The following is a 26,483-nucleotide window of genomic DNA, read 5'->3' as shown; positions in this document are numbered from 1 at the left end:
TTTATAGTTCACAGCTGAATTAAATTATAATTTGTCTTACTTATATAATATTTTAAATTATCTACAACCTTTTTATAATCTTCTTGTGTTTCTGATTCACAATATAAGGTGATATGAGGTTCTGTATTGGATTTTCTTAATAGCCAAAACCCTTTGCTATAATCAACTCTCATGCCATCTATATCTATAAATTTCACCTTATCTTTTATTAAATTAGATTTGATAGTTTCTAAAAATGTTGTTCTCTCTTCTTCATTCATTTCCAACCGAATTTCACTAGTGCTAATTATCTTTGGAATTTTCTCTATGTGAGACGATAGTGGTAGAGACGAGGAAAAAATATAATTTAACAGTTTAATTGCAGCAAACATTCCATCATCGTAATAATTATTTTCTTTATAAAATATATGTCCACTAGTCTCTCCACCAAAAGGAATATTATCTTCTATCATCTTAGATTTTTGATTAGTATGTCCAACTTTCCACATAATTGGTATTCCACCAAACTCTTTAACACAATTATAAAATACTTTACTAGCTTTTACTTCACTAATAATTTTAGAACCTTTATTTTTGTCTAAATAATCTTTTGCTAAGAGGATTAATAATTGATTTCCATTAACATACCTACCTTTATCATCTATAAATCCCACTCTATCCCCATCTCCATCAAAAGAAATTCCTAAATCGGCTTTTTCTTCTATAACTTTTTGCTTCAATACTGCAAGATTTTTTTCTTTGCTAGGATCTGGACTATGATTTGGAAAAGTTCCATCTGGTGTTGTAAAAATTAAGATATTTTGTGAGGGGAGTAACTTTACAAAATCCTCGATAAAAAATGAAGTTGCACCATTAGCACAATCCCAAACTATTTTCGAATTCTGTAATTTGCTTAAATCAAGTTTGCTTATTAAATAATTAATATACTTTTCTTTAATATCTAAGCAATCTTCACTACCTATTTTATTCTTAACAAACTCATCACTTTCTATAATTTTATTAAGATTTGTTATATCTTGTTGATGAAAGATTCTATCTTTCATAACAAATTTACATCCATTATAACTTGAGGGATTGTGACTTGCTGTAATAATTACAGCACTGTCTGCTTTAAGATAATCTATGCAATAATAAATAAAAGGAGTAGATACATAAGTTTCAAAATAATAAACTTTTATTCCACTTTCTATTAACCCTTGTTTAAATTTTTTAAACAAAGGAATTGAAGAGACTCTACAATCATAACCTAGAACACAAGTCTTTTTATTTTCTTTATGTAAAATGGAGGCAAATGCTTTTGCTATAAAATAAAAATCATCATCAAAAAGAGTTTTATTGTATACCCCTCTTATATCACAGGCTTTTAATATTTTTGAATCTAATTTATACATTGTAATCCCTCCGAAATATTATTGTAAAAGTTGAACCTTTATTTAATTCACTTTCCACTTTAACTTCTCCTCCAATTGAATCAAGAAAAGATTTAACTATAGAAAGCCCTAGGCCACTACCAGCAGTTTCACTATTTCTTGACTTTTCTACTCTGTAAAATCTTTCAAAAATCTTTTTCTGGTCATCTTTTGAAATACCTATCCCTTGATCTTTAATTGAAACCATATAATTATTATCTGTAATTTTTTCTTCAATTGTTATTAATGTTTTAGAAGGTGAATATTTTAGTGCATTATCAATCAAATTAGTAATAATTTGTCTAAAATACACTTTATTCGTGTAAATTCTACAACTTTCCTTTTTCTCTAGTTCAACTTGTATTAATATATCTTTTTCTTTACTTCTTTCAAAATAATAAGCAACTTGTTCTCTTATTATTTGTGTAGGATTAAAAACCTCATTACTTTCTTGAATCTGTCCATTATCTACTTTAGAAAGTAGTAACAACTCATTAATTAAGAATGACAATTTATTTACTTCTTTATCAATTGAATCTATGCAAAATTGTCTATCTTCCTCTTCTATATTTTTATTATTTAATGTTTGAGATAATCCACTAATAATTGTTAAAGGAGTTCTAAGTTCATGTGATACATTTGATACAAAATCATTTTTCATATTCTCAATTTCTCTTATTTTAGTAACATCTCTTAATAAGAATAATACTCCTATAAACTCAAATGGGCTGTATTTATCTCTCATAGGCAAAGCTTCTATTTCCACTATTATTTCTTTAATATTTATATCTTTAACTATGATTTTTTTTGTATTTACAACTTTTTCCCAAATATTATATACAACCTCAAATCCATCAATATCTGTTTGTTCTATTATTTCTCTTTTATTTAAATTAAATATCTTTTCTGCTTTTTCATTAATTAAAGAAATTACTCGGTCATTATCTACTATGATAAGCCCTGTTGGAATGTTTGATAAAAATGAAGTGACTTTAGAAAAACGTTTTTTATCATTTTCTAAAATTGAGTCATATTTATTTCTATATGTATTTAAAGTTTCTATTAACCTTACAACATCTTTATTCTCACTAGATGTTGTAAATTCGAAGTCACTATTACTAGAATCATTATTTACATGAGAAGTTTCTACATATCGATTTAAATTTAAAATATAAGAAGATATATAACTATTTGTAATTAAATAAGTATTTAAAGCAATTATTAAGACTGTTAAGAAAAAGATTAATAAAATAAAGTGCTTAAAATCCCAATATAATAAAAAGGGATATTCTATACTTACTATAATTAAACTATTTTTAAAACTACCTTTTTTAGAATAAATTAAAGATAAAGATTTCCCTAAATCTTGTTTTATAAAAGAAGAAGCTACTCCTTCTGACTTTGCCTCTGTTATATTATTTGAAAAATACTGTGATCTAAGAGTTAAATCAGTTGTATATAAAACTTGATAATTCTCATCAACAATATTAATTTCTAAATTTCTTGAATCATTAAATATTTCTACAGCATCACCAATTGAAGAACTTTTTGAAATTAAACTAATTAAATTATTTGTATCTGAATCAGCCCGACTCAAAATCTGATCTAAAATAATCTTAAACGAAAAAAAATAAATAAAAACAAAATTTGCTAAGATAATAATTGATAAAATTGATATAATTATTATTTTATTCTTTGACTTCAAGTGTATATCCAATTCCTCTTAAAGTAATGATTTTACAATTTGATTTATAATTCTCTAATTTCTTTCTTAAATTTCGCATATGAACATCTAATATCCTCTTATTCTGAAATATCGAATTACTATAAATCAACGTTGTTAAATCATCTTTATTTATTCCATTTTGATGCTTCATTAATTCACACAGTATTTTGAATTCCGTTAAAGTTAAATCCATTTTAGATGAATCACACTTCACTGCCAAGGTTGACAAATCAATTGAAATATTACCTTTATGTAAAATTTTCTTTTGCTTTTCAATTACCTCAACTTGCCTAATTGCAGCATCAATTCTAGATTTCAACTCCAATAAATTGAAAGGTTTTACTATGTAATCATCAGCTCCATTGTTTAATCCTAATATCCTATCTTCAACCTGAACTTTAGCACTAACAATTATCACGGGTATAACACGTGTTACAGGATTTTCTTTTATTCTATTACAGACTTCAATTCCATCAATCTGGGGCATCATTATATCTAATAAAACTAAATCCACATTTTGATTCTTCAAAATTTCTAATGCTTCATAACCATTGTAAGCAGTAATGACTTTAAAACCAAAACTTTTTAAGTTTATACGAAGCATCTGAACGATTGCTTTTTCATCATCTACAACTAATATAGTTTTCATCAATTACCCCAAGCAAAAAGTGGTTTTATTCTACCCCGTAAATTAATACGGGGCAACCTAAATTTTAAATTTTATGATAATTTACCACTTGAAAGTTGTACTTCCGTAGCTTTATCAAAAAGGATATATTTAGATGAAGGGAACGAAATTTTAATTTTTTTACCAATTTTAAAATCAACATCACCGAACACAACACAAGTTAAAATAATTTTTTTTATTTTAATTTTTACAATTGTTTCCATTCCAGATGGTAACGTAGAATATACTTCTGCATCGAAATCCCCATTTTCATCTATTACAATATCTTCTGGTCTTATACCTAGTAATAAATCTTGATTTTCACTTATAGAAACTACTTTAGATGTTGGGGTAAATAGTAAATTCAAAGAGGGATTTGCTAACTTCACTTCATCTATATTAATTGTATTTCCTTTCATCTGAATAATATTGATATTTGGAGAACCGACGAAGTCCGCTACAAAATAATTTGCTGGATTTCTATATATTTCTAAAGGAGGTTGATATTGTTGTAACAACCCTTCTTTTAATAAACAAATTTTAGTTGATAGTGTCATGGCTTCTAATTGATCATGGGTAACATATACAAAAGTTGACCCTGTTTCTAAATGTAATCTTTTCAACTCCGTTCTCATTTCCATTCTCAACTTAGCATCTAAATTACTTAATGGCTCATCCATGAAAAGAATTTTAGGACCTGTTGATAAAGTTCTAGCAATAGCTACTCTTTGTTGTTGTCCACCAGATAATTCAGAAGGATATCTATCAACATATTCTTCTATTTTCAACATTTTTAATAATTCATAAACTCTTTCATCTATTTTCTTTTTGTCCCATTTCATATTTTCTAAACCAAACGATATATTTTTATATACGGTCATATGAGGCCAAAGGGCATAGTTCTGAAATAAAAAACCTACATTCCTTTTATCAGGGGATACATCTATGCCTTTTTCAGCAGAAAAAACGCATTTTCCGTCTATAAAAATCTCACCTTCAGTTGGAGTCTCTAATCCTGCGATCATTCTAAGTGTTGTAGTTTTTCCACATCCACTAGGACCTAATAAGGATATAAATTCTCCATCTTTAATAATCATACTTAAATTATCTACGGCAATTGATTTTCCAAATCTTTTTGTTATATTTTCTAATTTAATCTCGGGCATTCTAATTTCCTCCGATACCTTTATCAATTGAGGCACCTGTTATTTTATTTACAGCAATATTACTAGCTACTACGAAAAATACAATTAACAAGTTAATTGCATTTGCATATTGACTCCAACCTTTCTCATTGTATTGAAATAACATTGTTGTCAAAATTCTTGTAGCTGGAGTTACTAACAAGATAAATAGTGATAATTCTCTCATACAAGAAATAAATGGCAATAAATATCCAGAGATAAAACTTGCTTTTTGTATTGGAACTATTATCTTTACCATTCTTTTTATCCATGGAATTCCTTGAATTGTAGCGGCTTCCTCAATTTCGCCACTGAGTTGATGCATAGCACCAATACTTGCTCTTGATGCAAATGGTAAATATTTAACTGACCCTACTATTACTAAAAGAGCAAAAGTACCATACATAGGAGGAATAAACCCTCTTCTTATAGCGAACATTGATAGATAGATTGCACCAAAAGCCATACTTGGCATTAAATAAGGGAAGAATGCTAAGTTATTTACTATTGCAGATAAACGAGTTCCTCTAGATTTTGCAATAGCATAACCTGTTAAAATTCCTGTAGTTCCTGCTACAAAAGAAACTACTACTGCAAGTTTTACACTATTCATCAATCCTAATAAAATAGATGGATTTCTTAAAATACCAGGTTCTCCATTTGCTATTTGAGGAGACCCATTACCCACCCAGAATATTGTTGAAAAATTAGAAAATGAATAATTTCCAGGTTCGACGATAAAGGATTCTACAGCAAAAGAAATTAGTGGCACAATACAAATTAAAATTGTTGAAATTAGAACAAATAAAGAAATTAATAATTTAGCTTTTCGCAACTTTATTAAAGCAATATTAGAGGATTTTCCTGTTATAGTTGTAAAGGTTTTTCTCTTTCCAATAATTTTTTGATTCATGGATAAAATTCCAATTCCAATAATAATCATAATTAAAGCCATAATATAACCATAGCCTGGATTTAAACCATTTAAAGTTCTATACATTTGAGTTGTTAAAACTTGATACCGAACAGGTGTTCCTAAAAAAGCTGGAACAGCAAAGGCACTCATTGCACTTGAAAAAACTAATAAAAAAGTAGATAAAAGAGCAGGCATTACAATTGGAATTGTAATTTTTTTCATAATTCTTGCTCTACTTGCTTTCATTAATAAAGCAGCTTCTTCCAAATTTGCATCCATATTTCTTAATATTCCACCGATTAAAATATAAGCAAAAGGAGCATAATGAAGTCCTAAAACCATAATAATTGGGAATTGTCCATAGGCAAACCAGTTTGAAGTTTCTATACCTGTTAAAACTGTAAATAAGCCTGGAGCGCCCCCAATTAATGGGTTTTTAAAGAAATTTAACCAAGCCATTGCTAGTGTCCAAGATGGCATTATGTATGGGAAAATAAATAGCGTTGAAATAATTGTTTTATATTTCATATCAGTTCGAGTTATTAACCATGCCACAGTTCCACCAATTAAAATCGACACTAAGCAAGTTCCTAGAGCAACTATAATAGTATTGAGTAATGGCTCATAAAACATTTTCTTGCTTATTGAAGAAAATAAAACTTTTGTCCAATGATATAGTGTAAATGATCCAACTTTAGAACCTTTAATTCTCATCAATTCTGATTGATGAACTGTAAATGTATCGATTATAATAGTTACCATCGGTACAATTGTTAAATAAATCAAAATTACAAATAATAAAGTTAGAATCACGTTATGGGGCTTTTTGAAATACATTTTCAATCTATTTCTATAAGTCATTGTTTTTCCTTTATATATGTATGGGGTTGAAAACAACCCCATATATTTTAATTAATATAAATATTCGTTTAAGAATTCTTCAACTTGTGCTCTATTTTCAAAACACCATACTGGATCTTCAGCTATTAGGATGTTTTCCCAATAACTTACAGGATAATCACCTTCTTGAATTTTAACGTTTGGATTTGGGGAATATGTTCCCATATCACTACTCCAAGGAGCAAAACCTTCCTCTGTTAATAAGAATTCAATAAATAATTTAGCTGCTGCAGGATGTTTTGCATCACTAACCATTAAAGCATATAAAGGATAATAGAAACCACAAAATGGACTTGCATTTAAAATAGGTTGTAATGCTAAGTTTTTACTTTCAACATAACGCAATTTTGAGAATACAAATAAACCAGCATTTTCACTCTTGTGTTGTCCTTTGACTCCTACACTTTCAGCTGTTTTAGTATCTGAAGTAGTAACTATTAAGTCATTTTCATAAAGAGCTTTTATCCATTCATAACCTGCATTTTCAGTTGTCAATTCAATATCTTTATTAAAGTACTCTTTATAAGCTTTTGCTATTTCATCAGCAATCTCAGGTTTTGTTACCATTGTTAAGAAGTTAGCATTAACACTTTCTTGGAAAGGATTTTTAAATTGGAATTTTCCTCTCCATTTTTCAGTGGTTAAAGCCCAAATATTATCGAAAGGTTCCTCTGTTGAATCCTCATTATTAAAAATGAATAATTTATTTATAACAGAGAATACTAATGGATCTTGGTATTGTTTAGGAATAATATTTTTCATGCTTTCTGGAACATAAGAGTATAAATAACCTAAATTTATTAGCTCTCCCATCACTCTACCACCATCTTGAGCGATTACAAAATCAGCGCCTAATACACCACTAGTAGCTTCCTTTGAAATTTTTTCAATTAATTCAAAGTCTTTAAGATTTGAAGTTTCAGTTTTAATCCCATATTTAGCTTCGAAAGCTTCTGCTGCATTAGCTATTCTACTTGTAGTTGCGTATACTACAACCTTACCTTCTGCTTTAGCTGCTTCAACTAATTCGTCATGAGTCATTATCTTCTCTTCAACTTTTACCACTTCTTTAGGGGTTTCTTCTTTACTTCCTCCTGCAAAAAGAGGAATGCCTAGTAAAACTATACTAAGAGCAATAATTAATTTTTTTTTCATAGAAATCTCCTTTATGTTAATTTTTCTTAACATAGATAGAATACAATGGGATATTATGATTGTCAAACAAAATTAAACATAAAGAAGCTATGTAGAAATTTTATTACTTGAAATACCTAATGCAACCTTACTTCTTTTTTTTATAGCTAATTTGGTTGCAGTAAATATTACAATTGATTAGTTGCATTTTGTATTGCAGAGATTTTTCAGGTTTATATTTTATCTTTCTCTCTTAAATAAAAGTTGACTTTCTCTTTTGCCTGGGAATATCCACCAAAAATAACAATAGCAAAAAATACAATTAAAGCAATAAAAATGGCATTTATTGTCATCATTTGAGAAGTGATTAAAGGAACAATAATTTCTACAAAAAGACAAATTAACTCAATTATAAAAGCTGCAATAAACATCTTTTTAATCTTATTATAATGTTCAATTTTAGAATTTACATCACTATAAAGCTCAAAGCCTTTATCCCTGTTTAAACTTTTTACATACACCCATCTATACCAACGTGAGACAACCTCAACATTTGCTTCTTTCATGAAGTTTTTGTATGAATTATATTCGGTAAACTTAGATAATAAATCAATATCATAAACGTATTTATTTTCTTCACTTTTATCAAAAAAATAAAAACCTAAAAAGAATTTTCTAAAAGCATTACCTTTTGCAGCCTGCTCGTTTAAAAACTTTACTTCTTCATCTTTGTCTATAAAAAGTTTAAATTTTACCATTCTAATTCTCCATTAATGTAGACAATTCAATCAATTGCTTCAGTCTATTAACTTCACTATTAAAAGCTAATCGTCCTTGTTCAGTAATTAAATATTCTTTTTTCTTTCTAGAATTTTTATCTTCACTATATAGACTTATCCATTGTTTTTTTAATAAAGAATTGATAGCACCGTACAATGTACCAGCCCCTAAAACAACTCGTCCATCAGTAAGATGTTCCACCTCTTGTATTATTCCATATCCATGATTAGGTTTTCTTACTGCTAAAAGAATATAAAATACTGCTTCTGTTAGTGGGTTTTCTTTGTTCATTTTTACTATCCTTATATTACGTTTCACAATATATCATATCACGTTATATTAGTCAACGATATATTAAATCAAAATAAAATACACCACTAAGTTATGGGTGTATATTTCTAGCATCTTAATCTTTAATAATCATTTTATTTATTTTCTGTAATATTTTTTTTTACTCTTATGCAATATTTCCTAAAACAATTTATTTCTTCCTCAGTAAAATCTTTTAAAAGTTTATTGTCAACTTTATCAATTATATGTTTTATCTCTGGGATTATTCTTTTACCTTTTTCTGTACAGTGCAAGCAAAAAGCTCTTTTATCTTTTTCATTTCTTTCTCTATAAACATAGCCTTTTTCTATTAAGCCTTTTACTGATTTTGCTATAGCTGATTTATTTATCTTCCTAATCTCGGCTATTGCTTCTTGAGAGATACCATCATTCCAAGCTATCTCATTTAATATTTGAAATTGTCCATTTCCTAGAGAAAACTTTTCAACATAGCTTTGTAAATGTTTATTTTTTTCCCTCGTAATATCATCTAAAATTTTATCTAAAGAATCGAACTTCATATAATCTCCTCACATTATTTGTTGACATATCTACTGATAGTATATATTTTGCAAATAGTTGACATGTCTACTATTTTCTTTTATAGATATTATTAATGATATAGTCAATAAAAACATTAAGGTATTACTTTAAATCATAGTTAGTTAATATTTTTAGCAATATACTTATAAATCTTTTCTTTAATCAAGGAGTTCCTTTATGAACAGAAAAATAATATTGAAAGCTTTTGCTCTCTCAATAACTTCGATTATTTTGACTAGTTGTAGTACTTCATCTTCAACTACTGAACAACAAACAACACCTTCTGTTAAGTTTGTAGTAACAGATACTATGCAAACTTCTACTTATGATAACGAAGGAAATATAATAGATCCTCCTGAACCTGGAGAATTATATTACGGACAAGATGCACAATATGAAGGTATTATCCCCTCATATACTGATAATGGAGATGGTACTGTAACAGATAATAATACAGGTTTGATGTGGCAACAAACACCACCTTCTGAAAAAATGACTTATGATGAAGCTGTTGAATATGTAGAGAATCTTGAATTAGGGGGCTATACTGATTGGAGATTGCCAACTATTAAAGAATCTTTCTCTATCGCTATGCTTGAAGGTAAATTAAACCCTGAAGATACTTCACTTGCTATTGCTTATATCGACACAGATTATTTTGATTTCTTCTACGATGAGGCCAAACCTTATACTGGTTCATACTGGACAAGTACTGTTTGTAAAATGCCTGCTAATAATGATTATGAAGAGATGGAAAAAAACTATGGCTTTAACTGGGCTGATGGTCATCTAAAATCTTATGGTGATGGTTATAATATTGATGGAAGTTCTACAGGTTTCTCTATCCCAGCTGGTGTTAGAGCTGTTAGAGGTGAAGAAAATGTATATGGTGTAAATGATTTTGTTGACAATAATGATGGCACTATAACAGATAAGGCTACCGGTTTAATGTGGAGCAAACAAGATAGTGGTGCTGTAAACGATGATGGAACTTTAAGAGATGAAATGGATGAAAACTTTGGTTACGGTAGAACTTGGGTAGATACTTTAAAATGGGTTGAAAAAATGAATGAAATTGAATACCTAGGTTATAGTGACTGGAGACTTCCTAACGTAAAAGAACTCCAAAGTATTGTTCAATATGAAAAAACTGAACTTCCTGCAACTGACCCTAATTTCTTCTCTTTAAGTCGTCCAGATTGTTTTGTATGGACAAGTACAACTTGTGGTGACTTCCCTGAAATGGCTGATTATATTGCATTTGGCCGTGGTTATGGAATTGATCTTGTTGCAGATTCTGAACAACAAAACATGCCTCCTATGATGGCTGATGGAAATATGCCTCCAATGGAAAATGGCAAACCTATGGGGCCTCCACCAAAAGAAATGAATGATAGCGATGAAGCTACAGAAGATATTTCTGCAACTGTTACAGCAGATGACTTTGTAGATGTTCACGGTCCTGGATGTATGAGAGCTGATTATAAAGATACAAATGGAGCTGTTACACAAGTTCCTGAATTATCTCGAACTTTCTGGGAAAAACTTTATGGTCAAGAATATCCATATGACTTTGATGAAAACAATACTGTAACTGAATTTGATTTAAGTAATAGCGAAAATGCTGCAGATTATATTGTAATCTACAACTATGCTCTATTAGTAAGAGATGCAAATTAAGTTAATAATTATAAAAAAACTGGAGGATTAAATCTTCCAGTTTTTTTATTTATTATTTTATGTAATATAAATTAGGTTCAAAATCTTTATCTAAGGGATAAATTGGACGAGCTAACTTTTTATATGGAAGTCTTTCAAATATTTCATCAGAGGATCCTGTTGTTAAGGCCATCATACTTCTCTTTGATATACTCCTAATTTCAGGCTCTAAATAACCTAATTTAACAACTATTATCTTTCTCTTCTCAACTTCAACGCCTAAAGCCCTTATAATATTTGGATCATAACACCCTATATGCTTATCAGAAACTATTACTTCAACTCCATCAATATTTAGTAAGATTAAATTTGTATTCTCTGCATCCTTAAATCCTTTATATTTACTTATTAATTTAGCTCTTGAACAAACACTAGTACTTTTCTCTATATCATATTTAGCCCCTAGTTTAATATTTAACGATGTATTAATAGGTTTATCTATAAATAGAGATACAACCTCTTTATCGTAAAATGATTGATATATTAAAGGTGGATCTAAGGCTTTAATTTCTTCATTTTCTAAAATTAATTTTAAGAAATTCGTAACATCTGATGAGGAGCCAGCTGTTGGATTATCTCCAGAGTCCGAAATTACAACAGGAAAAACTCCAGCATTTACACTTTCTATAGACTTCTCTAATGCATCTTTTGGCATTCTAGTTTCATTATAAAAGCAAAAATCATTTTTTCTATTCCAAAATGTCTTTGCCATTTCCATAGCTTTTTTATCTGCTTTTTCTTTATTTGACTTTGTTACTACTATTGCAGTTACACCATTTTCTTCTGTATCTGCCCAAGGAAACCCTAATAGATACGAAAGTGCAAATATATCATTATCAGTTTTTTCTGTTACTCTTAAATCTTCAATTAAACTTTTCATAGGTTCAACTGAAGTTTCACTCTGTTCCCCAGCAACTAAAAATGGAATATGTACAGCACTCATAGTTGGTTTTATACCTTTTTCTAAGGCTTCAATTACAATATTTGCAGCATGAATACCAGTTTCAAATGTATCTGTATGTGGAGCACATTTATATCCTACAAAAGCGTCACAGTATCTGATCATTTTCTCTGTTATTGTTGCGTGCATATCAAGGGATGAAACTATTAAAATATCAGGATATATTTCTCTAATTGCTTCTAAAATATCTCCTTCAGCTTCTCCAATCTCTTCTACTCTCATAGAACCATGGAGAGATAAACAAATAGCATCTAAATTTTTTTCTTCTTTAACTTTTGAAATTAGTTCATTTTTGAGTTCTAAATAATATTGTTTATCCCAAATACCATTTGGAACTGCCCGAGCTATAATAGTTGGTACTACCTCATAATCATTGTCTATGAGTGTTTTAACTATTCCAGAACAAGAATCTATTCCTATTTGCTCAATTAGTTGATTTCCTCTTTTAACCCAAATATCATCTTTATTTGTTATTATTGGATTAAAAGTATCTGATTCATGATGTAATCCACCTACCAATATCCTTTTTTTCATTTAAGTATCCTTTATTTTTCAATACCAATTGGTGATCTCTTAGATTCCCAACCTTTAAGTCTTGAAGTTACCGTGGGTAAATTAAATAAATATTCAAGCACTAATTTACTTGCACCTTCACAAATATCTTCTTCATAAGTGCTAGCAATTGCAAAATAATCACTTTCATTTGCAATTTGGCTATTTAATATTATTTCCTTTAATAAATTTTCCCATTTAGTCAAATACCCACCTATATATATTACTCTTGGATCTAGTAAACTATAAGCAAACCTTAAATTATCTATAAGCTCTGTAAAAAAAGCTCTTTGAATTGACTCATCATTTTCAATTTTTGCAAGCTCTTCATTAGAAATTGATAATTGTTGGTTAAAGTCTTTTCCATGATATAAAACACTCTTAAATTCTCCTGCATGGGAGGTATATCCGCGTCTTAATCTACCATCGACTACAACTCCCATACCAACTCCTACAGGAGGTACTCCAGAGGGAACTTCACTAGTTTTATACATCTGAACTAGAGTATATATAAAAGTATCATTTTCTTGACCAACATGATTAAAAGCAGCACAATTAGCATCGTTTTCAAAAAAAATATTATAATCATATTTCTCAGTTAACTCATTGGTATAATAATTATTTAAACCTTGAGTCCAACTAAACATTATTTTTTCACCTTTTTGCTCAACAATTCCTGCTATTGCAATACAAGCTCCTAATATCTTATTTGAACAATTTGCCTCTAATTTACTAAGAACATAATCAACTATAAACTCAAATCTTTTAACATTTCCTTTAGCATAAGGAATAATGTTATCATCATATTCTTCAGTTAAGTGATAAATTATTTTACCACTAAAATCTGTAATATTAGCATGAAAATGATTTACTAATAGTTCAATTCCAAAGACACAACCATAATTAGGATTAAGACCAACTAAAGTCCTTCTTCTCCCCATTTTTATACTACTTTCCTCGCCTTTTTCTTCAACTAAACCTAACTCTATCAATCTTGCAATCGCATAAGTTACGGTAGAGGGTTGAAGGTTTAAATCATCAGCAATTTGTCTTCTTGACAGAAATCCCTCTCTCAATTTTTGTAGTATTAAAAAATTATTTGTCTCTTTTTGAAATTTACCATTAGCCATTCTATGCCAATCCTTTTATAGCTTTTACTCTACTATTATCAGTGTTAGAAATAACAAATTCAGCTTGTCTCAATTCTCCACCCATAAAAATATGATTTGGTTTAAAAAGCATTTTAGATTTTTGTTCCATAGGTAAATATACATGATATTCTTTAGCTTGTAACTCTTTTTTTATATAATCAAAGTTTCTTTCACTAATTCCACAACCAGGCATTACTATAATGTCATCTTTTGCAAATTCAATCATTTTCTTTAATGTAATTATACCTTCCATAACTGAAGATTCTAATCCACTTGATAAAACTCTATCAACTTTAAGCTCAATTAAAGTCTTAAGAGATTCTATAGCATCAACACTCATATCAAAGGCTCTATGAAATGTTACCTCTAAAGGTCTAGCAACTTCTATTAGCTGCTCACTTCTCTCTTTATCTATAGTTCCATCAGGGTTTAATATTCCAAAAACTATAGCATTAGCTCCCTCTTCTTTAAAGATTTTTGTATTTTCTAACATTGTTTCAAATTCTAAATCAGAATAACAAAAATCTCCACCACGAGGTCTAATCATCACATTTATATCTATATTTGTATGTTTCCTCGCTGTCCTAAACATCCCTAAACTAGGGGTTAATCCACCTTCAAAAAGATCACTACAAAATTCTACTCTGTCAGCTCCACCTTCTTCGGCAGCTATTATCGATTCAATATTCTCTAAGCATATCTCTATTTTTGGTTTTATCATTCTTTTAAAGCTCCTTCGCCAAAACCTTCTATCAAGGCATTATGTGCAATTAAGTAAAATATAAACATAGGAATTGTTCCTATAACTAAAGCAGCAAATTGTAAGCCATAATCTTGATTCAATCGTCCAGCAAAGGAATTGATTGTTACAGGTAAACTTCTCATATTTTCACCACTTGTTAAGGTGAATACCATCAAAAATTCATTCCAATTGCCTAAAAAGGATAATACAGAAATTGTTGCAATTACTGGAGATGATACAATTAATATTATCTTCCAGAAAATTTGTCGATAAGTTGCTCCATCAATAATTGCAGCTTCGATTAAAGCTGATGGAATACCTCTAATATATGAGCTAGCAATTAATACTGCCATAGGAAGGCCAAATGCTACATAAGGGAGGATAACTCCTAAGTACGTGTTATAAAGACCTGTATTAGTTTCCATTATAAATAATGGAGTTATTACAGAATTAACCGTAATTAATAAACCTGTTGTAAATAATGCTGAATAAACTTTCCTACTTTTATATGGAAATTTTGTTAACGCAAAGCCTGCTTGTAGTGATAAAAGAACAACTAAAATTGTTGATACTAAACTGTAAATTACACTATTTAAAAAAGCAAAACCCATATTTCCATATTCAAAACACTTTACATAATTTGCCAAAGTAAAATCTTTTGGTAAGGAGAGTGGATATATCATTATCTCTCCCATACTTTTAAAAGAAGAATAAGTCATCCAAATTATTGGAAACAAAGTAATGATTGTAAATAAAATTAAAAATGTATATGAGAAAATAATCGCTTGTGTTGAGATTTTTCTCTCTCTTAAATTGCTTTTCATCTTATTCTCCCTTAATTATACTTATTACTAACTTTTGCAAAAATATGTTGACAAATTGTTATTAAACCAACACTTAATATAACAATAATTATCGAAACGGCACTTCCGTAACCATAATTATTAAATGTAAACGTCTGTTGATACAAATACAGTGCCATTACATAAGTATACTGAACTGGTCCTCCACCTGTCATAGCAAAAATTAAGTCAAAACTCTTTAAAGATCCTGAAATAGCTAATACAGAACAAGTATATATAACTGCAGATAAAGCTGGCAAAACAATCTTTCTTATTATCATAAATTCTGAAGCTCCATCAATAGTTGCAGCTTCGAATACTGATTTAGGAATTCTTTGTAAATTTGCCAAAAATATTATCATATATAAGCTTGTGTGTTGCCAAAGCAAAACAAATAAAACTGGAACAATTGCATGCTTTTCATTTTCAAATATTTTAACAACGTAATCTGGATTATCAGTTATACTTCTCACAAAGGTCGTATATATTCCAACTGGTGAAAAAACTCTATTCCAAAGTAGTGCAACAACAATAGATGAAATTGTAATTGGTAAGAAAATCATCATTTCAAAGAATTCACTACCTCGAACCCATTTTCTAAATAACAAATAGGCTAAAATTATTCCTAATGGTATTTGTCCTAAAACAGATACCAACATAATCTTTATATTATTTTTAACTGCTATTTGGAAAATTGGGTCTTTCACTATATTTATATAGTTTTCAAATCCAACAAAACCTTTTAACTGAAAATGTCTCCACTTTGTAAAAGATAAACCAAAGCTTACTATTACAGGGAAAATTATTATTGAAATATATATAATAAATGCTGGTAATAATAAACTTACTCGTGAGTCGCGAGTTCTCTACTGAAATTTCTAAAGCACGCAACTTATAATTATAAAAATTTAATCCAGATAATCTTCTGAAGAAAATTATTATATTCTTGCATGCTATTCAATATTATAGCGTGATTAATGCTTTGACAAGGTCCTCTTTAGGACCTTGTTGTATTTGGTTTTAAAATAAAATAATTTCATATAATACAATGAATTAGTTGTAAATAATCTCTTTTTTTAGTATAATTAGTAAACTAATAATATGTAATTATGGAGTACTATATGCTAATAAAACCAGGAAAATTATCAATTATATTAGAGCTAAAGGAAATGATTAATTTATTTAGACCTGCTTTCTCAAGAGAGAAATCATTTGATAACTTTTCAAGAATTATGCTTGGATTCATCCTTAGAGACGACATTGTAGGTGTTAGTGATTTTGTAAGAAGTGGATTTGATACTGATGAAAATCCTACAGCTATTTATCACAGGCTTGATCGATTCTTTCGCTCTTCTAGTTTTGAATTAGATAAACTAAGAGAAATCTGGTGTTCTTATCTTGCAAATGATTGTGATGATGTAATAGAAATTGATGATAGAAGAGTTCTTATCGGAGATGGTGTTAAGCAAGGTAAGAGTGGTCGAAAGATGGCTGGAGTTAAAAGATATTCTCAAAGTTCTGAATCTATGGCAAAGCCCAATATGATATGGGGACATCTCTTTGGGGCTATTGGGCTTTTAACAGGGGCTTCTTCGGGAAAGATGTTTTGTACTCCAATTAATTCTGATATTGAAGATGGCATTCATACTATAAAAATGTGGGATAATAAAGATTATAAAAAGAAATCTCATGTTGTACAAATGATAGAGCAAGGGATAAATGTTTTAAAAACAACTAACCATAATTATTTTTATGCTCTAGATAGATATTTCCTTTCTAGAGATGTAATAAATATGATTGATGAAATAAATGATGTGAGTAAAAGAGATGATAAATCAAAGAACACTATAGAAATAATAACTAAGTTAAGACGTAATGGGATTGGTTATGAAGAACCTCTTAAAGTAGAAGGTCCAAGGACGAGAGGAAGGCCAAGACTTAAAGGAGCTTCAATAAAACTATATGATTTATTTAAATCAGAAAAGAATAACTTCAAAGAAGAAGAAATATTTATATATGGGAAAAATCAAAAAGTTAGATATTTTATAAAAGATTGTTTATGGGGATTAGGTTGTTATCGTAAGATGAGATTTGTTCTTGTTGAAATGAATGGACATAAATCAATTTTAGCATCAACAGATCTTACAGTTGATGCTAAAACAGTTATACAAGTCTATAGCTCTAGATGGAAGTGTGAAGAAGGTTTTCTTAGAGCAAAACATGTAATTGGAAGTTTTAATTATCGCTTTTGGACTAAAGCAATGCCAAAACTAAATCACTTTAGAAAGGCAAAAGATGAAGATCCTGTAGACTTAATAGATTGTCCATTAAAAAGAAAAAAAATAATAGCTGCTTATAGAGCAACTGAAGTATATACATTTCTGGGACAAGTAGCTCAAGGTATGTTACAGCTTTTATCAATAAAAGCAAGAAAGCTTAATTTAAAAACTACTAAGTGGTTACGAACTTATAGAAGTGAAACAAATAGTGAACAAACCATGGCTTATGATATTAAAGAGATAATAAAAATGGGTTTCTATACCAGTAAAGATATTGGAAACCCATTAAAAATACTAAATAAAATCTCGTGAGACTTTTTTTAGCCATTTAATACATCTGGAATTGATTACCACTTTTCATTGACAGCGAAAAAATAATTCAAAACCTTCAATTTAAGGATATATTGCCCTTTCAAAACGCACAGGGTCAAGTATGTTGTATCCTAAAAAAAAGAAAAATCTTAAAATTCAAGAAAAATAGCTTAAAATTTTAATGAAATGATGAATCTAATCAACTTTTTATCAAATATTTGGAAAATTATAAATTTCGTGTATAATAAATCAAGATTTACTCTAAGTCACGGAGAATTCGTGACTCATGAGTAAACTTAAATAGCTTAACTTTTTATTCCTATCTGTTATCATTCGTATCCCCTAGTGAATAATGTCGCTAGTAGATACTAGCGACGTGGTAAAATTAAACTATTCTCTGTTTGTATCGTTTTGAGCAACCCAACTCTCATATTGAGCAGCTATTTCTTCAGGATCGCCATTTCCCATCATCATTGCTTGAATATTTGCATTTAATAGAGAAACACCTTCACCATCCATTACTGAGTCAAATACGTATCCCATTTCATGATCTTCTTGGAATTGAGCGTATTTCTTTTGCATAATACCCATCTCTATTTCAGAAAAATCAACATTATATGTTGGAATATCACCGTATTGTGCGAATATTTCAGCTCCTTCTTTTCCAGTATAGAAAGAAATAAACTTCCATGCTGCATCAGCTTTAGCTGTACCTTCAATTGCTTTTGCTATGCCAAAGCCTTCACCTGTTACAGCAGTTGATGTATTACTTCTAACTTCACCACTAAGTGCTGGGAATACATGCATTTCAATATTGTTATTAAACTCTTGAGAAAGTTGTGAATCCATTGATCCTGTTCTCCAACCAGCATCTATTAAATAAACTGATTTACCTTGGTAAAATTCTTGGTCAGCTTCACCATTACCCATTTGGTTTACACCTGGTGAGAATAAATCTTCTTCACACATAGTTTTAATAATTTCTAAAGTTTTAACAAATTCTGGATCAGTAAATTTAGCTCCGTTTTTACCTTGTGCTGCATCCATGAACCACTGAGGTCCACCGATTCTATCAACTAGTAAAGAAAGCAACCATGAATTTACAACCCATTGGTCTTTATTACCCATTGAAATAGGATAATAACCAGCAGCTCTAATTGTTGGAACTTGTTCAATCATTTCTTCAAATGTTTTAGGGTAATCCAAACCTAATTCGTCTAAAATTGCTCTATTAGCATAAACAACATGACAAACTGCAAGTGTTGGTGGAATCATCCATAATTCACCATTTTCACCTTGGGCTTTAAATGTTATAGGTTTAAATTGTGATTTAAATTCATCAGTTAAATAATCAGTTTCATTTAAATCTAAAACTAGACCTGGGTCTTGGATATAAGCAGTTCTAGCTCCACCATAACAGGTAAAGATATCTGGTATCTTTTTTGAAGCTGCCATTGCTTGGAACTTTTGATGAAAAGCCTCACCTGTTGCATATTCAATATCTAACTTGATATTTGGATATTTTGCTTCAAATGCTTCTACAACTGCATTATGACCTGCATAAGCTGGATTTGCGGGGTCAATTTGCATATAACCTGTTAAAGTTATTGTACCATCATCACTTTCGCTCTCTTTTGATCCTGAAGCGAAAATACTAGTCATGGCAACTAAGCCAATCATTAGTAAAGCTAAAATTTTTTTCATACAATCCTCCTCGACTGCTACTTATTTCATTCACTGAATTATATAAACATACAGTTATTTCTGTCAATGAAAAAAAGTATATATATACAAAAAATATGCAAAATATGAATTTAACATAATTTTTGTATAGTACTTTAAGATAAAAAATCACTCAATTTAATGTTCAATATTCAAAAAAATATTAAATTTATAAACTTTTAATATTTTTATTATGATAATAATGAGAGCTTCATATATTATTTTTTATTTCTACCCCACAATAGTGATAACTATTTTTGATTGTTTAAATTGATTTACTAAAATTTTAGAACTAAATATTATTTATATATCAAAGTAACCTGAACTACCTTTACAAAAAAAATGTAAATACCTAAAATGGTGCCATTGGAGACAAAACAATGCGAGTAATAGATTATTTTTCAAAAGATTCGGTGCTGTTTTTAAACAACAATGATAAAAGTGAAATACTGTCTAAAATGATCAGCAAAGCTGCTGAGAATGGACTTATTTCGGATAAAGAAGAATTCAAAGATGCTATCTTTGAAAGGGAATCAATAATGAGTACAGATGTTGGATGGCAAGTTGCTATTCCACATGCAAAGCTCAAAAGTATTCCTAAATTTTTTGTCATCCCTGCTGTATTAAAAAATGATACTGATTGGGGTGCTGGTAATGATCAAACAGTTAGATTAGTATTTTTAATTGGAGGACCAGCAGATCAACAAAAAAAATATCTTCAGATCCTTTCTAAAGTTACTTTAGTATTAAGAAACGCAAAAAGAAGACAAGCTTTACTTTCCTCTACATCAAGTGAAGAAGTTCTATCTCAATTTGCGGATTTATAAGAGGCAGAAGATAAATGCAAGGACAGATTTTTCTTTATTTAGCGGCAATTTTTGCAGCAGCTTACGCTACAAAAGTTGGTGTTAATAAAATTAAGGTTCCAGAGGTCACAGGATTTGTATTATTGGGTGTTATTCTTGGTGTTTCAGCAGTAAATCTACTCACACCAGAAATTCTAGATAAGTTTAGCCCAATATCAACAATAGCTCTTGGTATGATAGCTTTCACAATCGGTATAGAATTAAAACTCGATGTTATTAAAAGCTTAGGAAAAAGCATATTCGCTATTGTAACATTTGAAAGTTTTGGTACTTTCGTTATAGTATTCATTATTTTACGTTTTTTATATCATGCTGAGTTAAACACTGCTCTATTATTAGGTGCAGTAGCTAGCGCAACAGCTCCAGCTGCAACAGTTGCAGTTATAAAGCAATATAAGGCAAAAGGACCTCTAACTTCTACTATTTTAGCTGTTGTTGGCTTAGATGATGCTGCAGCCCTTATTATATATGTATTTGTTGAAGGTTTTGTTAGTTCAAGATTACTTGGAACATCAATTGCTGTACCAACAATGCTACTAAGTGCTTTACTTTCTATTCTAGAAGCAATTGGGATTGGTATAGTAGCTGCAATTTTATATGTTCTAATTCTAAAAAAAATTAAGAATAATGATCAAATTATGCTTCTCTTGGCAGCATTTTTATTAGGCTTAATTGGGATATCAGAATATCTTGGCATATCTGAACTATTAGCAGCGATGGCATTTGGTGCTATTATTGTTAATACTTCTCCCGTTTTAAGTAAAAAAAGTGCTAATATTATTACTGGGTTATCACCAATATTCATAACAGCCTTTTTCATTCTAGGTGGAGCAAACTTAGATATTTCATTAATTAGACAAATAGGTGTTCTTGGACTAGTTTATTTTGCTGCAAGAAGCATTGGAAAAACAGGTGGTGCTTCTTTAGGTGCTGTTATTGGTAAAGCTCCTAAAACAGTAAAAAAACTTGTAGGTTTTTCATTACTTCCTCAAGTTGGTGTAGCTCTTGCTTTAGCCTTAGCTATAAACAAAGAATTCACTCTACCAAAATATGGTAGTCAAGGAGCAACTATGGCTACAATAGTAATTAACGTACTTTTATTTACTACAATTATTACTGAAGTAGTTGGACCTATGTTAACACGTTATGCCCTTAAAAAAGCTGGCGAAGTTCACGTATCTAAAAACGATTAAAAGGAGATTAAGCCATGAATTTATTAATTATTTCATTATCTAATTTGGATTATAAAGAAGATGTTTTTTTAGCACTTCAAAGCGCTGGAATTCAAACAGCTTCAGTTTGGGATGCTATGAATTTGAATCACAGCCTAGAGAGTGAATTCAGCTTGTTTAGTGGGTTCTTCAGTGGTGGTGATGCACATAAAGATGAAAAGCTTCTTATTTTTTCTCATATAAAAGACAAAAAAGATGCCAAAGAATTCTTAACTAATTTAGAAGCTGGAGGAGTCCCTATTTCTAAAGAAGATATTTTAAATTTATATGTAGTTCCAACTTCATTACTTTTTAGTAGCGAATCAGGTCTTATTGAAAACTAAAATTTGATTTTTCTTTACTATATAATTAATTTTAAAAAAAACTCCATAAGTTTATATTTTGATATGGTACCTCCAAAGTAGACAAAATATTTTTTGAAATACTTTGGAGTTTTTTTATTTTAACTAACAACGCACCAAAAACAAAACTTTTAACAATATCATAAATATTTACAGATTAAACAAACTAAGCACTTATTTTTAAAATACAAGGCTATCTAGTAAACAATTTAAAGCTTGTTAGATTCACAAAGTCTTAAAATGTTTCTCTATTTTATTTAGTTATACATAAATCTTATTCTTAAACTCTACTATTTAAATAAATTTACAATTTTTAAAATTATTTTAGTTATTTATATTGACAAAAACCTCTAAAATGTGGCATTGTATGCCTCGTTGAGCCACTTGGTTTATTCCTTAAGGCTTCATGGTGGATGTAGTTCAATGGTAGAGCGCTAGATTGTGGTTCTGGTTGTTGCGGGTTCAAGTCCCGTCATCCACCCTCTTAAAATTAATCGTAGTTTTTATAACTACGATTTTTTTTATTTTATAAAAATAGTTTAGCTAAAAAATTATTAATCTAAACAAAGACAAAAAAAACAACCACTCTAAATTAAAATCAACTTTAAATTTTTATTATTGACAACCAAAATAAATTTGGTAAAATATCTTATGCAATTAGTGTATAACAAATTTCAAAACACTTTTAATTGCTAAGTTAACTATTTGGAGTAAACCTTAATACTTAAAGAAGGAAGCTTCGTCAAAACCTGGTCTTGTTAACCCGAGATAAAGTTGACAAGGCATTCCTTCTTTTTTAAAGTTTTTAATTTATAATAGTGATATGTTGCTTTTTGCAGCTAGATGAGTTAATTACTTGTAATATAGGCAATAATTCCAAAAAAAATGTCCCTAGTGCTTATTTAATTTTTAAAATTTTCTGTATTTTTGTAAAATTCCTCTTTTTTAATACATTCCAACTAAAATCTACTTCTTATTCTATTACTCTAAATCATTCTTCTATCTTTCATAGGCCTCTACATATATCTATAATCTTATGAGTATTTACTTCTTATTCAATTGTAATTGCTTAGTCTTTGAGTGCCCCTAAATTATATTTCTCTACTATATTCTATCGATTAATTATATTAGTAGTACTAGATGAATCAACCACTAGAACATATTAGATGTTTTTGGTAGGAGCTTCTCTAGCATTTTTTTAACCAAGTTTGAATAAATTTGATATTTTCTTATTTTTTATTTTTCCATAAACCCAAGCTATTGGATTAATTTCATTTCTAAAGTTATTATTTTTTTAAATGAAGAGACAAAAATAATTAAGCAGAAAAACTTTAGGTTTCAGTAAAAAGCATATGAAGTAAAAAATAAAGCTTTTTTCAGGTCTATTATTTAGTTATAAAACAAAGAATTATATCAAAATTTTTCCCTATTCTTTATGGTAGCACTTTTTAAATTCATTATGGTAGCAAATTGCAGCACTTTTTACTTTTTTTTAATTATAAAATGAAATTCAAAAACACAAACTAATTGTAACTCATCATATTCTCTCACCTAAATTACTAGAATCAAAAACTTTTAAATTTGAAAATAAAGTAAAAAAATATTCTATGATTTTTTAATATTTAAATCTACAATATTAAATATTGATCTTCTAACTATATAGTAAAGATAATTATTTACTATGCAGAGAATTAAATAATTATTTGAATATAGTCACTTAAGGTGGCATTTTTTACATCTTTTACTGTTACAAATAGTGGTATAAAAATACTTTTTTAAAATTATTGACACTTATCCTAAAATGTGATAGGTTCACTCTTGTCGTTAAGTTAGAATTGATTTGCAACGATTAAGATGGTTGAAATTCTGGCGTTCGTAGCTCAGCTGGATAGAGCGTCGGACTTCGAATCCGCAGGTCGAAGGTTCGAATCCTTCCGAGCGCAATATACTTAATGCCTTAGATGGGCCGCTAGCTCAGCTGGTAGAGCAACAGACTCTTAATCTGTGGGTCAAAGGTTCGAACCCTTTGCGGCTCAATTGAAATTGTTATATGCGAGAGTGGTGAAATTGGCAGACACGCTAGATTTAGGTTCTAGTGCCGTAAGGTGTGGGGGTTCAAGTCCCCCCTCTCGCACTACAAATTGCTTAGTGCAATTATATATATTTGCGAAAGTAGCTCAGTGGTAGAGCTCCACCTTGCCAAGGTGGATGTCGCGGGTTCAAGTCCCGTCTTTCGCTACAAAGCAACTCTTTTTAGAGTTGCTTTTTTTTATTCTCTCACTTTATACTTAATTTATTAAATTTAAATTGAAGGCTAATCATAATGGTAAAAAGTATAGATTCGAAAATAATTGATTGGATAAAAGAAGAACAAAAACCCTTTATTGGTTGGGATTTCTCCTACCTCGAGGGGAGAATGGAAACAAAGAAAACTTCTTGGGATTATAAACAAATAATAGAGAAATATCTAAAGAGTGAAATGGAATTATTAGATATGGGAACAGGGGGTGGTGAATTCCTTCTTTCCTTAAATCATCCATATAACAAAACATCTGTTACAGAAGGCTTTCTTGAAAATTATGAATTATGTTTAAAAAAATTAAAACCACTTGGAATTTGTGTCAAATTTATTGAAGATGATGAAAAAATCCCATATAGATCCCAACAGTTTGATATTATCATAAATCGTCATGAAGCATTCTCTGTTAAAGAGGTTTATAGATTACTAAAACCGAATGGATTATTTATAACACAACAAGTTGGTGGATTAAACGATTATGCGTTTTCTAAATTAATAAACCCTGAGTTTACTCCCCTATATTTAAATAATAACTTAAAAACTGTAAGTAAGAATTTTCTAAAATATAATTTCAAAGTTATTAAAGCAAAAGAAGAATTTAATCCTATTAAATTCTATGATACTAAAGCATTTATATACTTTGCAAAAATTATCAAATGGGAGTTTCCAAACTTTTCAGTAAAAAACAATCTAAAAGAATTAAAAAAAATTGATAAAGAAATTAACAAAACAGGATATATTGCTGCGAATGAACATAGATTTCTTCTAGTAGCTCAAAAACATTAAAAGATAACCACCCCTTATTGAATACAAAGCATTATGCGTTTATGATACCTAAGATTAATGATATTGAAATCTAAAGGATTCTTTAATGATACCTAATCTACTAATTGGACAAATACTTGCTATAATTGCTGCTTTAACATACGCTGAAAACTCTATTATATACTCATACCTAGGAAAAAATGTTTCAACACGAGCAACAGTACATATTAGACTTTGGATAGCAGTCCCAATAATTATAGCTATGGCATTAATAGGTGAAGGAAACTTTTTTGCTCAAGCATCCTTATTTAATTGGTTAATTTTATTACTTTCTGGAATACTTGGATATTTCTTTTGCGATTCTTTCTCTTTTTGGGCTTTTACAAATATTGGTCCAAGAGAAGCAATGGTTATCATGACTTTAAATCCTATATTTAACACTATTCTATCTTTTTTATTCTTTAATGAAGTATTAACAGCAGTACAACTTTTTGCAATTTTAATTACTTTATCAGGTGTTATAATTTTAATTTTAAATCAAAACAAAGAAGTAGAGCTTAAGAAGAAAAAAAATAAAATCAAAGGAATAACATTTGCTTTGCTTGCAGCCATTTTCCAAGCAACCTCTAATATTCTTGCAAAAGGAGCCTTGAGTACTCTTGGCCCTATTAGCACTAATGCAATTAGAATGATAGGAGGCCTAATTGCAGCAACTATTTTTGCCATCTTCTTTAGAAAAGAATTTCGAAAAGACTTTATTTCATTCAAAGGTAAGAAAAACTTATATCTACTTTTAATCGCTACTATCAGTGGACCAGTTATTGGAATGTCACTCTTATTAACTTCCTTTAATTATTCTCCTATTGGCCTAGCAACTGCTATTGTTCAAATTAGCCCTATTTTTATCCTTTTATATGAATTAATTTTCTTAAAAAAACATGTAAAAATTTTAGAAATTGTTGGCACAATTGTTTCCGTTATTGGCGTTTCGATGATGTTTTTATAGCATAAAAATCATCTGTCATTTAGAAATTTTACTAAGGTTTAAATTATCTAAAATACTAGAAATTATACCCAACTAATATTAATAAAACGCATCTTAAAATTATAA

General features: G+C 29.3%; 22 protein-coding genes and 5 tRNA genes. 12 read left to right on the top strand and 15 right to left on the bottom strand.

Annotated features, from left to right (window positions below):
- Nucleotides 1–8: 8 nt before the first annotated feature.
- The 9 genes from ACZ5SO_RS01715 to ACZ5SO_RS01675 form a co-directional block, all read right to left on the bottom strand.
- Complete coding sequence (locus ACZ5SO_RS01715; protein WP_464626350.1) at nucleotides 9–1,391, bottom strand: phosphomannomutase/phosphoglucomutase; 1,383 nt, start codon at nucleotides 1,389–1,391, stop codon at nucleotides 9–11.
- The gene (locus ACZ5SO_RS01710) at nucleotides 1,384–3,114 is read right to left on the bottom strand and encodes a sensor histidine kinase (RefSeq protein WP_464626348.1); all 1,731 of its coding nucleotides are present in this window, start codon (nucleotides 3,112–3,114) and stop codon (nucleotides 1,384–1,386) included. The genes ACZ5SO_RS01715 and ACZ5SO_RS01710 overlap by 8 nt, the downstream gene beginning before the upstream one ends.
- Entirely contained in the window at nucleotides 3,098–3,784 is a 687-nt protein-coding gene (locus ACZ5SO_RS01705; protein ID WP_464626347.1) for a response regulator transcription factor, read from the bottom strand. Before ACZ5SO_RS01705 ends, ACZ5SO_RS01710 begins: the two co-directional genes overlap by 17 nt.
- A gap of 71 nt (nucleotides 3,785–3,855) precedes the next feature.
- Entirely contained in the window at nucleotides 3,856–4,968 is a 1,113-nt protein-coding gene (locus ACZ5SO_RS01700) for an ABC transporter ATP-binding protein (RefSeq protein WP_464626346.1), read from the bottom strand.
- Nucleotide 4,969: 1 nt separating this feature from the next.
- Nucleotides 4,970–6,763, bottom strand: a complete 1,794-nt coding sequence (locus ACZ5SO_RS01695; RefSeq protein WP_464626345.1) for an ABC transporter permease — start codon at nucleotides 6,761–6,763, stop codon at nucleotides 4,970–4,972.
- Between the two features lie 51 nt (nucleotides 6,764–6,814).
- Nucleotides 6,815–7,957, bottom strand: coding sequence for an ABC transporter substrate-binding protein (locus tag ACZ5SO_RS01690; RefSeq protein WP_464626344.1), 1,143 nt, complete (start codon nucleotides 7,955–7,957; stop codon nucleotides 6,815–6,817).
- A gap of 212 nt (nucleotides 7,958–8,169) precedes the next feature.
- Nucleotides 8,170–8,694: a DUF2812 domain-containing protein gene (locus ACZ5SO_RS01685; RefSeq protein WP_464626342.1), complete on the bottom strand. Its 525-nt coding sequence runs from the start codon at nucleotides 8,692–8,694 to the stop codon at nucleotides 8,170–8,172.
- Between the two features lies 1 nt (nucleotide 8,695).
- A complete protein-coding gene (locus ACZ5SO_RS01680; RefSeq protein ID WP_464626341.1) occupies nucleotides 8,696–9,007 on the bottom strand; it encodes a PadR family transcriptional regulator in 312 nt (103 codons plus the stop codon).
- A 134-nt stretch (nucleotides 9,008–9,141) separates the two neighbouring features.
- Nucleotides 9,142–9,567: a MarR family winged helix-turn-helix transcriptional regulator gene (locus ACZ5SO_RS01675; RefSeq protein WP_464626339.1), complete on the bottom strand. Its 426-nt coding sequence runs from the start codon at nucleotides 9,565–9,567 to the stop codon at nucleotides 9,142–9,144.
- A 199-nt stretch (nucleotides 9,568–9,766) separates the two neighbouring features.
- Here ACZ5SO_RS01675 and ACZ5SO_RS01670 point away from each other — a divergent pair, with 199 nt between their 5' ends.
- On the top strand, nucleotides 9,767–11,269 hold the full coding sequence (locus ACZ5SO_RS01670; RefSeq protein WP_464626337.1) for an Lcl C-terminal domain-containing protein: 1,503 nt from the start codon (nucleotides 9,767–9,769) through the stop codon (nucleotides 11,267–11,269).
- Nucleotides 11,270–11,321: 52 nt separating this feature from the next.
- On the opposite strand, the gene ACZ5SO_RS01665 is transcribed toward ACZ5SO_RS01670, so the two are convergent.
- The 5 genes from ACZ5SO_RS01665 to ACZ5SO_RS01645 are packed head-to-tail and all read right to left on the bottom strand — an operon-like array spanning nucleotide 11,322 to nucleotide 16,263.
- Nucleotides 11,322–12,803, bottom strand: coding sequence for a M81 family metallopeptidase (locus tag ACZ5SO_RS01665; RefSeq protein WP_464626335.1), 1,482 nt, complete (start codon nucleotides 12,801–12,803; stop codon nucleotides 11,322–11,324).
- Nucleotides 12,804–12,814: 11 nt separating this feature from the next.
- On the bottom strand, nucleotides 12,815–13,951 hold the full coding sequence (locus ACZ5SO_RS01660) for an ROK family transcriptional regulator (RefSeq protein WP_464626334.1): 1,137 nt from the start codon (nucleotides 13,949–13,951) through the stop codon (nucleotides 12,815–12,817).
- Nucleotide 13,952: 1 nt separating this feature from the next.
- Nucleotides 13,953–14,693, bottom strand: coding sequence for a copper homeostasis protein CutC (locus ACZ5SO_RS01655; protein WP_464626332.1), 741 nt, complete (start codon nucleotides 14,691–14,693; stop codon nucleotides 13,953–13,955).
- Nucleotides 14,690–15,538, bottom strand: coding sequence for a carbohydrate ABC transporter permease (locus tag ACZ5SO_RS01650; protein WP_464626330.1), 849 nt, complete (start codon nucleotides 15,536–15,538; stop codon nucleotides 14,690–14,692). Before ACZ5SO_RS01650 ends, ACZ5SO_RS01655 begins: the two co-directional genes overlap by 4 nt.
- An 11-nt stretch (nucleotides 15,539–15,549) precedes the next feature.
- Nucleotides 15,550–16,263 carry a carbohydrate ABC transporter permease gene (locus ACZ5SO_RS01645; protein ID WP_464626328.1) on the bottom strand — a complete coding sequence of 238 codons (714 nt, stop codon included), beginning with the start codon at nucleotides 16,261–16,263 and terminating at the stop codon, nucleotides 15,550–15,552.
- A 414-nt stretch (nucleotides 16,264–16,677) separates the two neighbouring features.
- Between ACZ5SO_RS01645 and ACZ5SO_RS01640 the strand changes: the two genes are divergently transcribed.
- Nucleotides 16,678–18,147: a hypothetical protein gene (locus ACZ5SO_RS01640; protein WP_464626327.1), complete on the top strand. Its 1,470-nt coding sequence runs from the start codon at nucleotides 16,678–16,680 to the stop codon at nucleotides 18,145–18,147.
- Between the two features lie 390 nt (nucleotides 18,148–18,537).
- On the opposite strand, the gene ACZ5SO_RS01635 is transcribed toward ACZ5SO_RS01640, so the two are convergent.
- Nucleotides 18,538–19,851 carry an ABC transporter substrate-binding protein gene (locus ACZ5SO_RS01635; protein ID WP_464626325.1) on the bottom strand — a complete coding sequence of 438 codons (1,314 nt, stop codon included), beginning with the start codon at nucleotides 19,849–19,851 and terminating at the stop codon, nucleotides 18,538–18,540.
- 398 nt (nucleotides 19,852–20,249) lie between these two features.
- On the opposite strand from ACZ5SO_RS01635, the gene ACZ5SO_RS01630 reads away from it, so the two are divergent.
- The 10 genes from ACZ5SO_RS01630 to ACZ5SO_RS01585 all read left to right on the top strand — a co-directional run bounded on the left by ACZ5SO_RS01630 (nucleotide 20,250) and on the right by ACZ5SO_RS01585 (nucleotide 26,378).
- Nucleotides 20,250–20,696 (top strand): PTS sugar transporter subunit IIA, encoded by a 447-nt coding sequence (locus tag ACZ5SO_RS01630; protein WP_464626324.1) that lies wholly within the window; start codon nucleotides 20,250–20,252, stop codon nucleotides 20,694–20,696.
- 14 nt (nucleotides 20,697–20,710) lie between these two features.
- A complete protein-coding gene (locus tag ACZ5SO_RS01625) occupies nucleotides 20,711–21,928 on the top strand; it encodes a cation:proton antiporter (protein WP_464626323.1) in 1,218 nt (405 codons plus the stop codon).
- 14 nt (nucleotides 21,929–21,942) lie between these two features.
- A complete protein-coding gene (locus tag ACZ5SO_RS01620; protein WP_464626321.1) occupies nucleotides 21,943–22,290 on the top strand; it encodes a hypothetical protein in 348 nt (115 codons plus the stop codon).
- Between the two features lie 427 nt (nucleotides 22,291–22,717).
- Nucleotides 22,718–22,789: transfer RNA gene (locus tag ACZ5SO_RS01615), tRNA-His, on the top strand.
- Nucleotides 22,790–24,177: 1,388 nt separating this feature from the next.
- Nucleotides 24,178–24,251: transfer RNA gene (locus ACZ5SO_RS01610), tRNA-Arg, on the top strand.
- A 20-nt stretch (nucleotides 24,252–24,271) separates the two neighbouring features.
- Nucleotides 24,272–24,344 (top strand) — tRNA-Lys (locus tag ACZ5SO_RS01605).
- A gap of 16 nt (nucleotides 24,345–24,360) precedes the next feature.
- Nucleotides 24,361–24,442, top strand: a tRNA-Leu gene (locus ACZ5SO_RS01600).
- Nucleotides 24,443–24,474: 32 nt separating this feature from the next.
- Nucleotides 24,475–24,546, top strand: a tRNA-Gly gene (locus ACZ5SO_RS01595).
- Nucleotides 24,547–24,631: 85 nt separating this feature from the next.
- Nucleotides 24,632–25,393: a methyltransferase domain-containing protein gene (locus ACZ5SO_RS01590; RefSeq protein WP_464626320.1), complete on the top strand. Its 762-nt coding sequence runs from the start codon at nucleotides 24,632–24,634 to the stop codon at nucleotides 25,391–25,393.
- An 85-nt stretch (nucleotides 25,394–25,478) separates the two neighbouring features.
- Nucleotides 25,479–26,378 carry a DMT family transporter gene (locus tag ACZ5SO_RS01585; protein ID WP_464626319.1) on the top strand — a complete coding sequence of 300 codons (900 nt, stop codon included), beginning with the start codon at nucleotides 25,479–25,481 and terminating at the stop codon, nucleotides 26,376–26,378.
- The last annotated feature ends 105 nt before the right edge of the window (nucleotides 26,379–26,483 follow it).

The sequence above is a fragment of the Pleomorphochaeta naphthae genome (assembly GCF_055396005.1).
The sequence above is the reverse complement of the archived record's forward strand: the minus strand, read 5'-3'. Positions and strand labels throughout refer to the sequence as shown.

Excerpts from the sequence above, each read along its gene's own strand:
- ACZ5SO_RS01715 (WP_464626350.1), bottom strand. The coding sequence starts at position 1,391 with ATGTATAAATTAGATTCAAAAATATTAAAAGCCTGTGATATAAGAGGG.
- ACZ5SO_RS01705 (WP_464626347.1), bottom strand. The coding sequence starts at position 3,784 with ATGAAAACTATATTAGTTGTAGATGATGAAAAAGCAATCGTTCAGATG.
- ACZ5SO_RS01700 (WP_464626346.1), bottom strand. The coding sequence starts at position 4,968 with ATGCCCGAGATTAAATTAGAAAATATAACAAAAAGATTTGGAAAATCA.
- ACZ5SO_RS01695 (WP_464626345.1), bottom strand. The coding sequence starts at position 6,763 with ATGACTTATAGAAATAGATTGAAAATGTATTTCAAAAAGCCCCATAAC.
- ACZ5SO_RS01690 (WP_464626344.1), bottom strand. The coding sequence starts at position 7,957 with ATGAAAAAAAAATTAATTATTGCTCTTAGTATAGTTTTACTAGGCATT.
- ACZ5SO_RS01685 (WP_464626342.1), bottom strand. The coding sequence starts at position 8,694 with ATGGTAAAATTTAAACTTTTTATAGACAAAGATGAAGAAGTAAAGTTT.
- ACZ5SO_RS01680 (WP_464626341.1), bottom strand. The coding sequence starts at position 9,007 with ATGAACAAAGAAAACCCACTAACAGAAGCAGTATTTTATATTCTTTTA.
- ACZ5SO_RS01675 (WP_464626339.1), bottom strand. The coding sequence starts at position 9,567 with ATGAAGTTCGATTCTTTAGATAAAATTTTAGATGATATTACGAGGGAA.
- ACZ5SO_RS01670 (WP_464626337.1), top strand. The coding sequence starts at position 9,767 with ATGAACAGAAAAATAATATTGAAAGCTTTTGCTCTCTCAATAACTTCG.
- ACZ5SO_RS01665 (WP_464626335.1), bottom strand. The coding sequence starts at position 12,803 with ATGAAAAAAAGGATATTGGTAGGTGGATTACATCATGAATCAGATACT.
- ACZ5SO_RS01660 (WP_464626334.1), bottom strand. The coding sequence starts at position 13,951 with ATGGCTAATGGTAAATTTCAAAAAGAGACAAATAATTTTTTAATACTA.
- ACZ5SO_RS01655 (WP_464626332.1), bottom strand. The coding sequence starts at position 14,693 with ATGATAAAACCAAAAATAGAGATATGCTTAGAGAATATTGAATCGATA.
- ACZ5SO_RS01650 (WP_464626330.1), bottom strand. The coding sequence starts at position 15,538 with ATGAAAAGCAATTTAAGAGAGAGAAAAATCTCAACACAAGCGATTATT.
- ACZ5SO_RS01640 (WP_464626327.1), top strand. The coding sequence starts at position 16,678 with ATGCTAATAAAACCAGGAAAATTATCAATTATATTAGAGCTAAAGGAA.
- ACZ5SO_RS01635 (WP_464626325.1), bottom strand. The coding sequence starts at position 19,851 with ATGAAAAAAATTTTAGCTTTACTAATGATTGGCTTAGTTGCCATGACT.
- ACZ5SO_RS01630 (WP_464626324.1), top strand. The coding sequence starts at position 20,250 with ATGCGAGTAATAGATTATTTTTCAAAAGATTCGGTGCTGTTTTTAAAC.
- ACZ5SO_RS01625 (WP_464626323.1), top strand. The coding sequence starts at position 20,711 with ATGCAAGGACAGATTTTTCTTTATTTAGCGGCAATTTTTGCAGCAGCT.
- ACZ5SO_RS01620 (WP_464626321.1), top strand. The coding sequence starts at position 21,943 with ATGAATTTATTAATTATTTCATTATCTAATTTGGATTATAAAGAAGAT.
- ACZ5SO_RS01590 (WP_464626320.1), top strand. The coding sequence starts at position 24,632 with ATGGTAAAAAGTATAGATTCGAAAATAATTGATTGGATAAAAGAAGAA.
- ACZ5SO_RS01585 (WP_464626319.1), top strand. The coding sequence starts at position 25,479 with ATGATACCTAATCTACTAATTGGACAAATACTTGCTATAATTGCTGCT.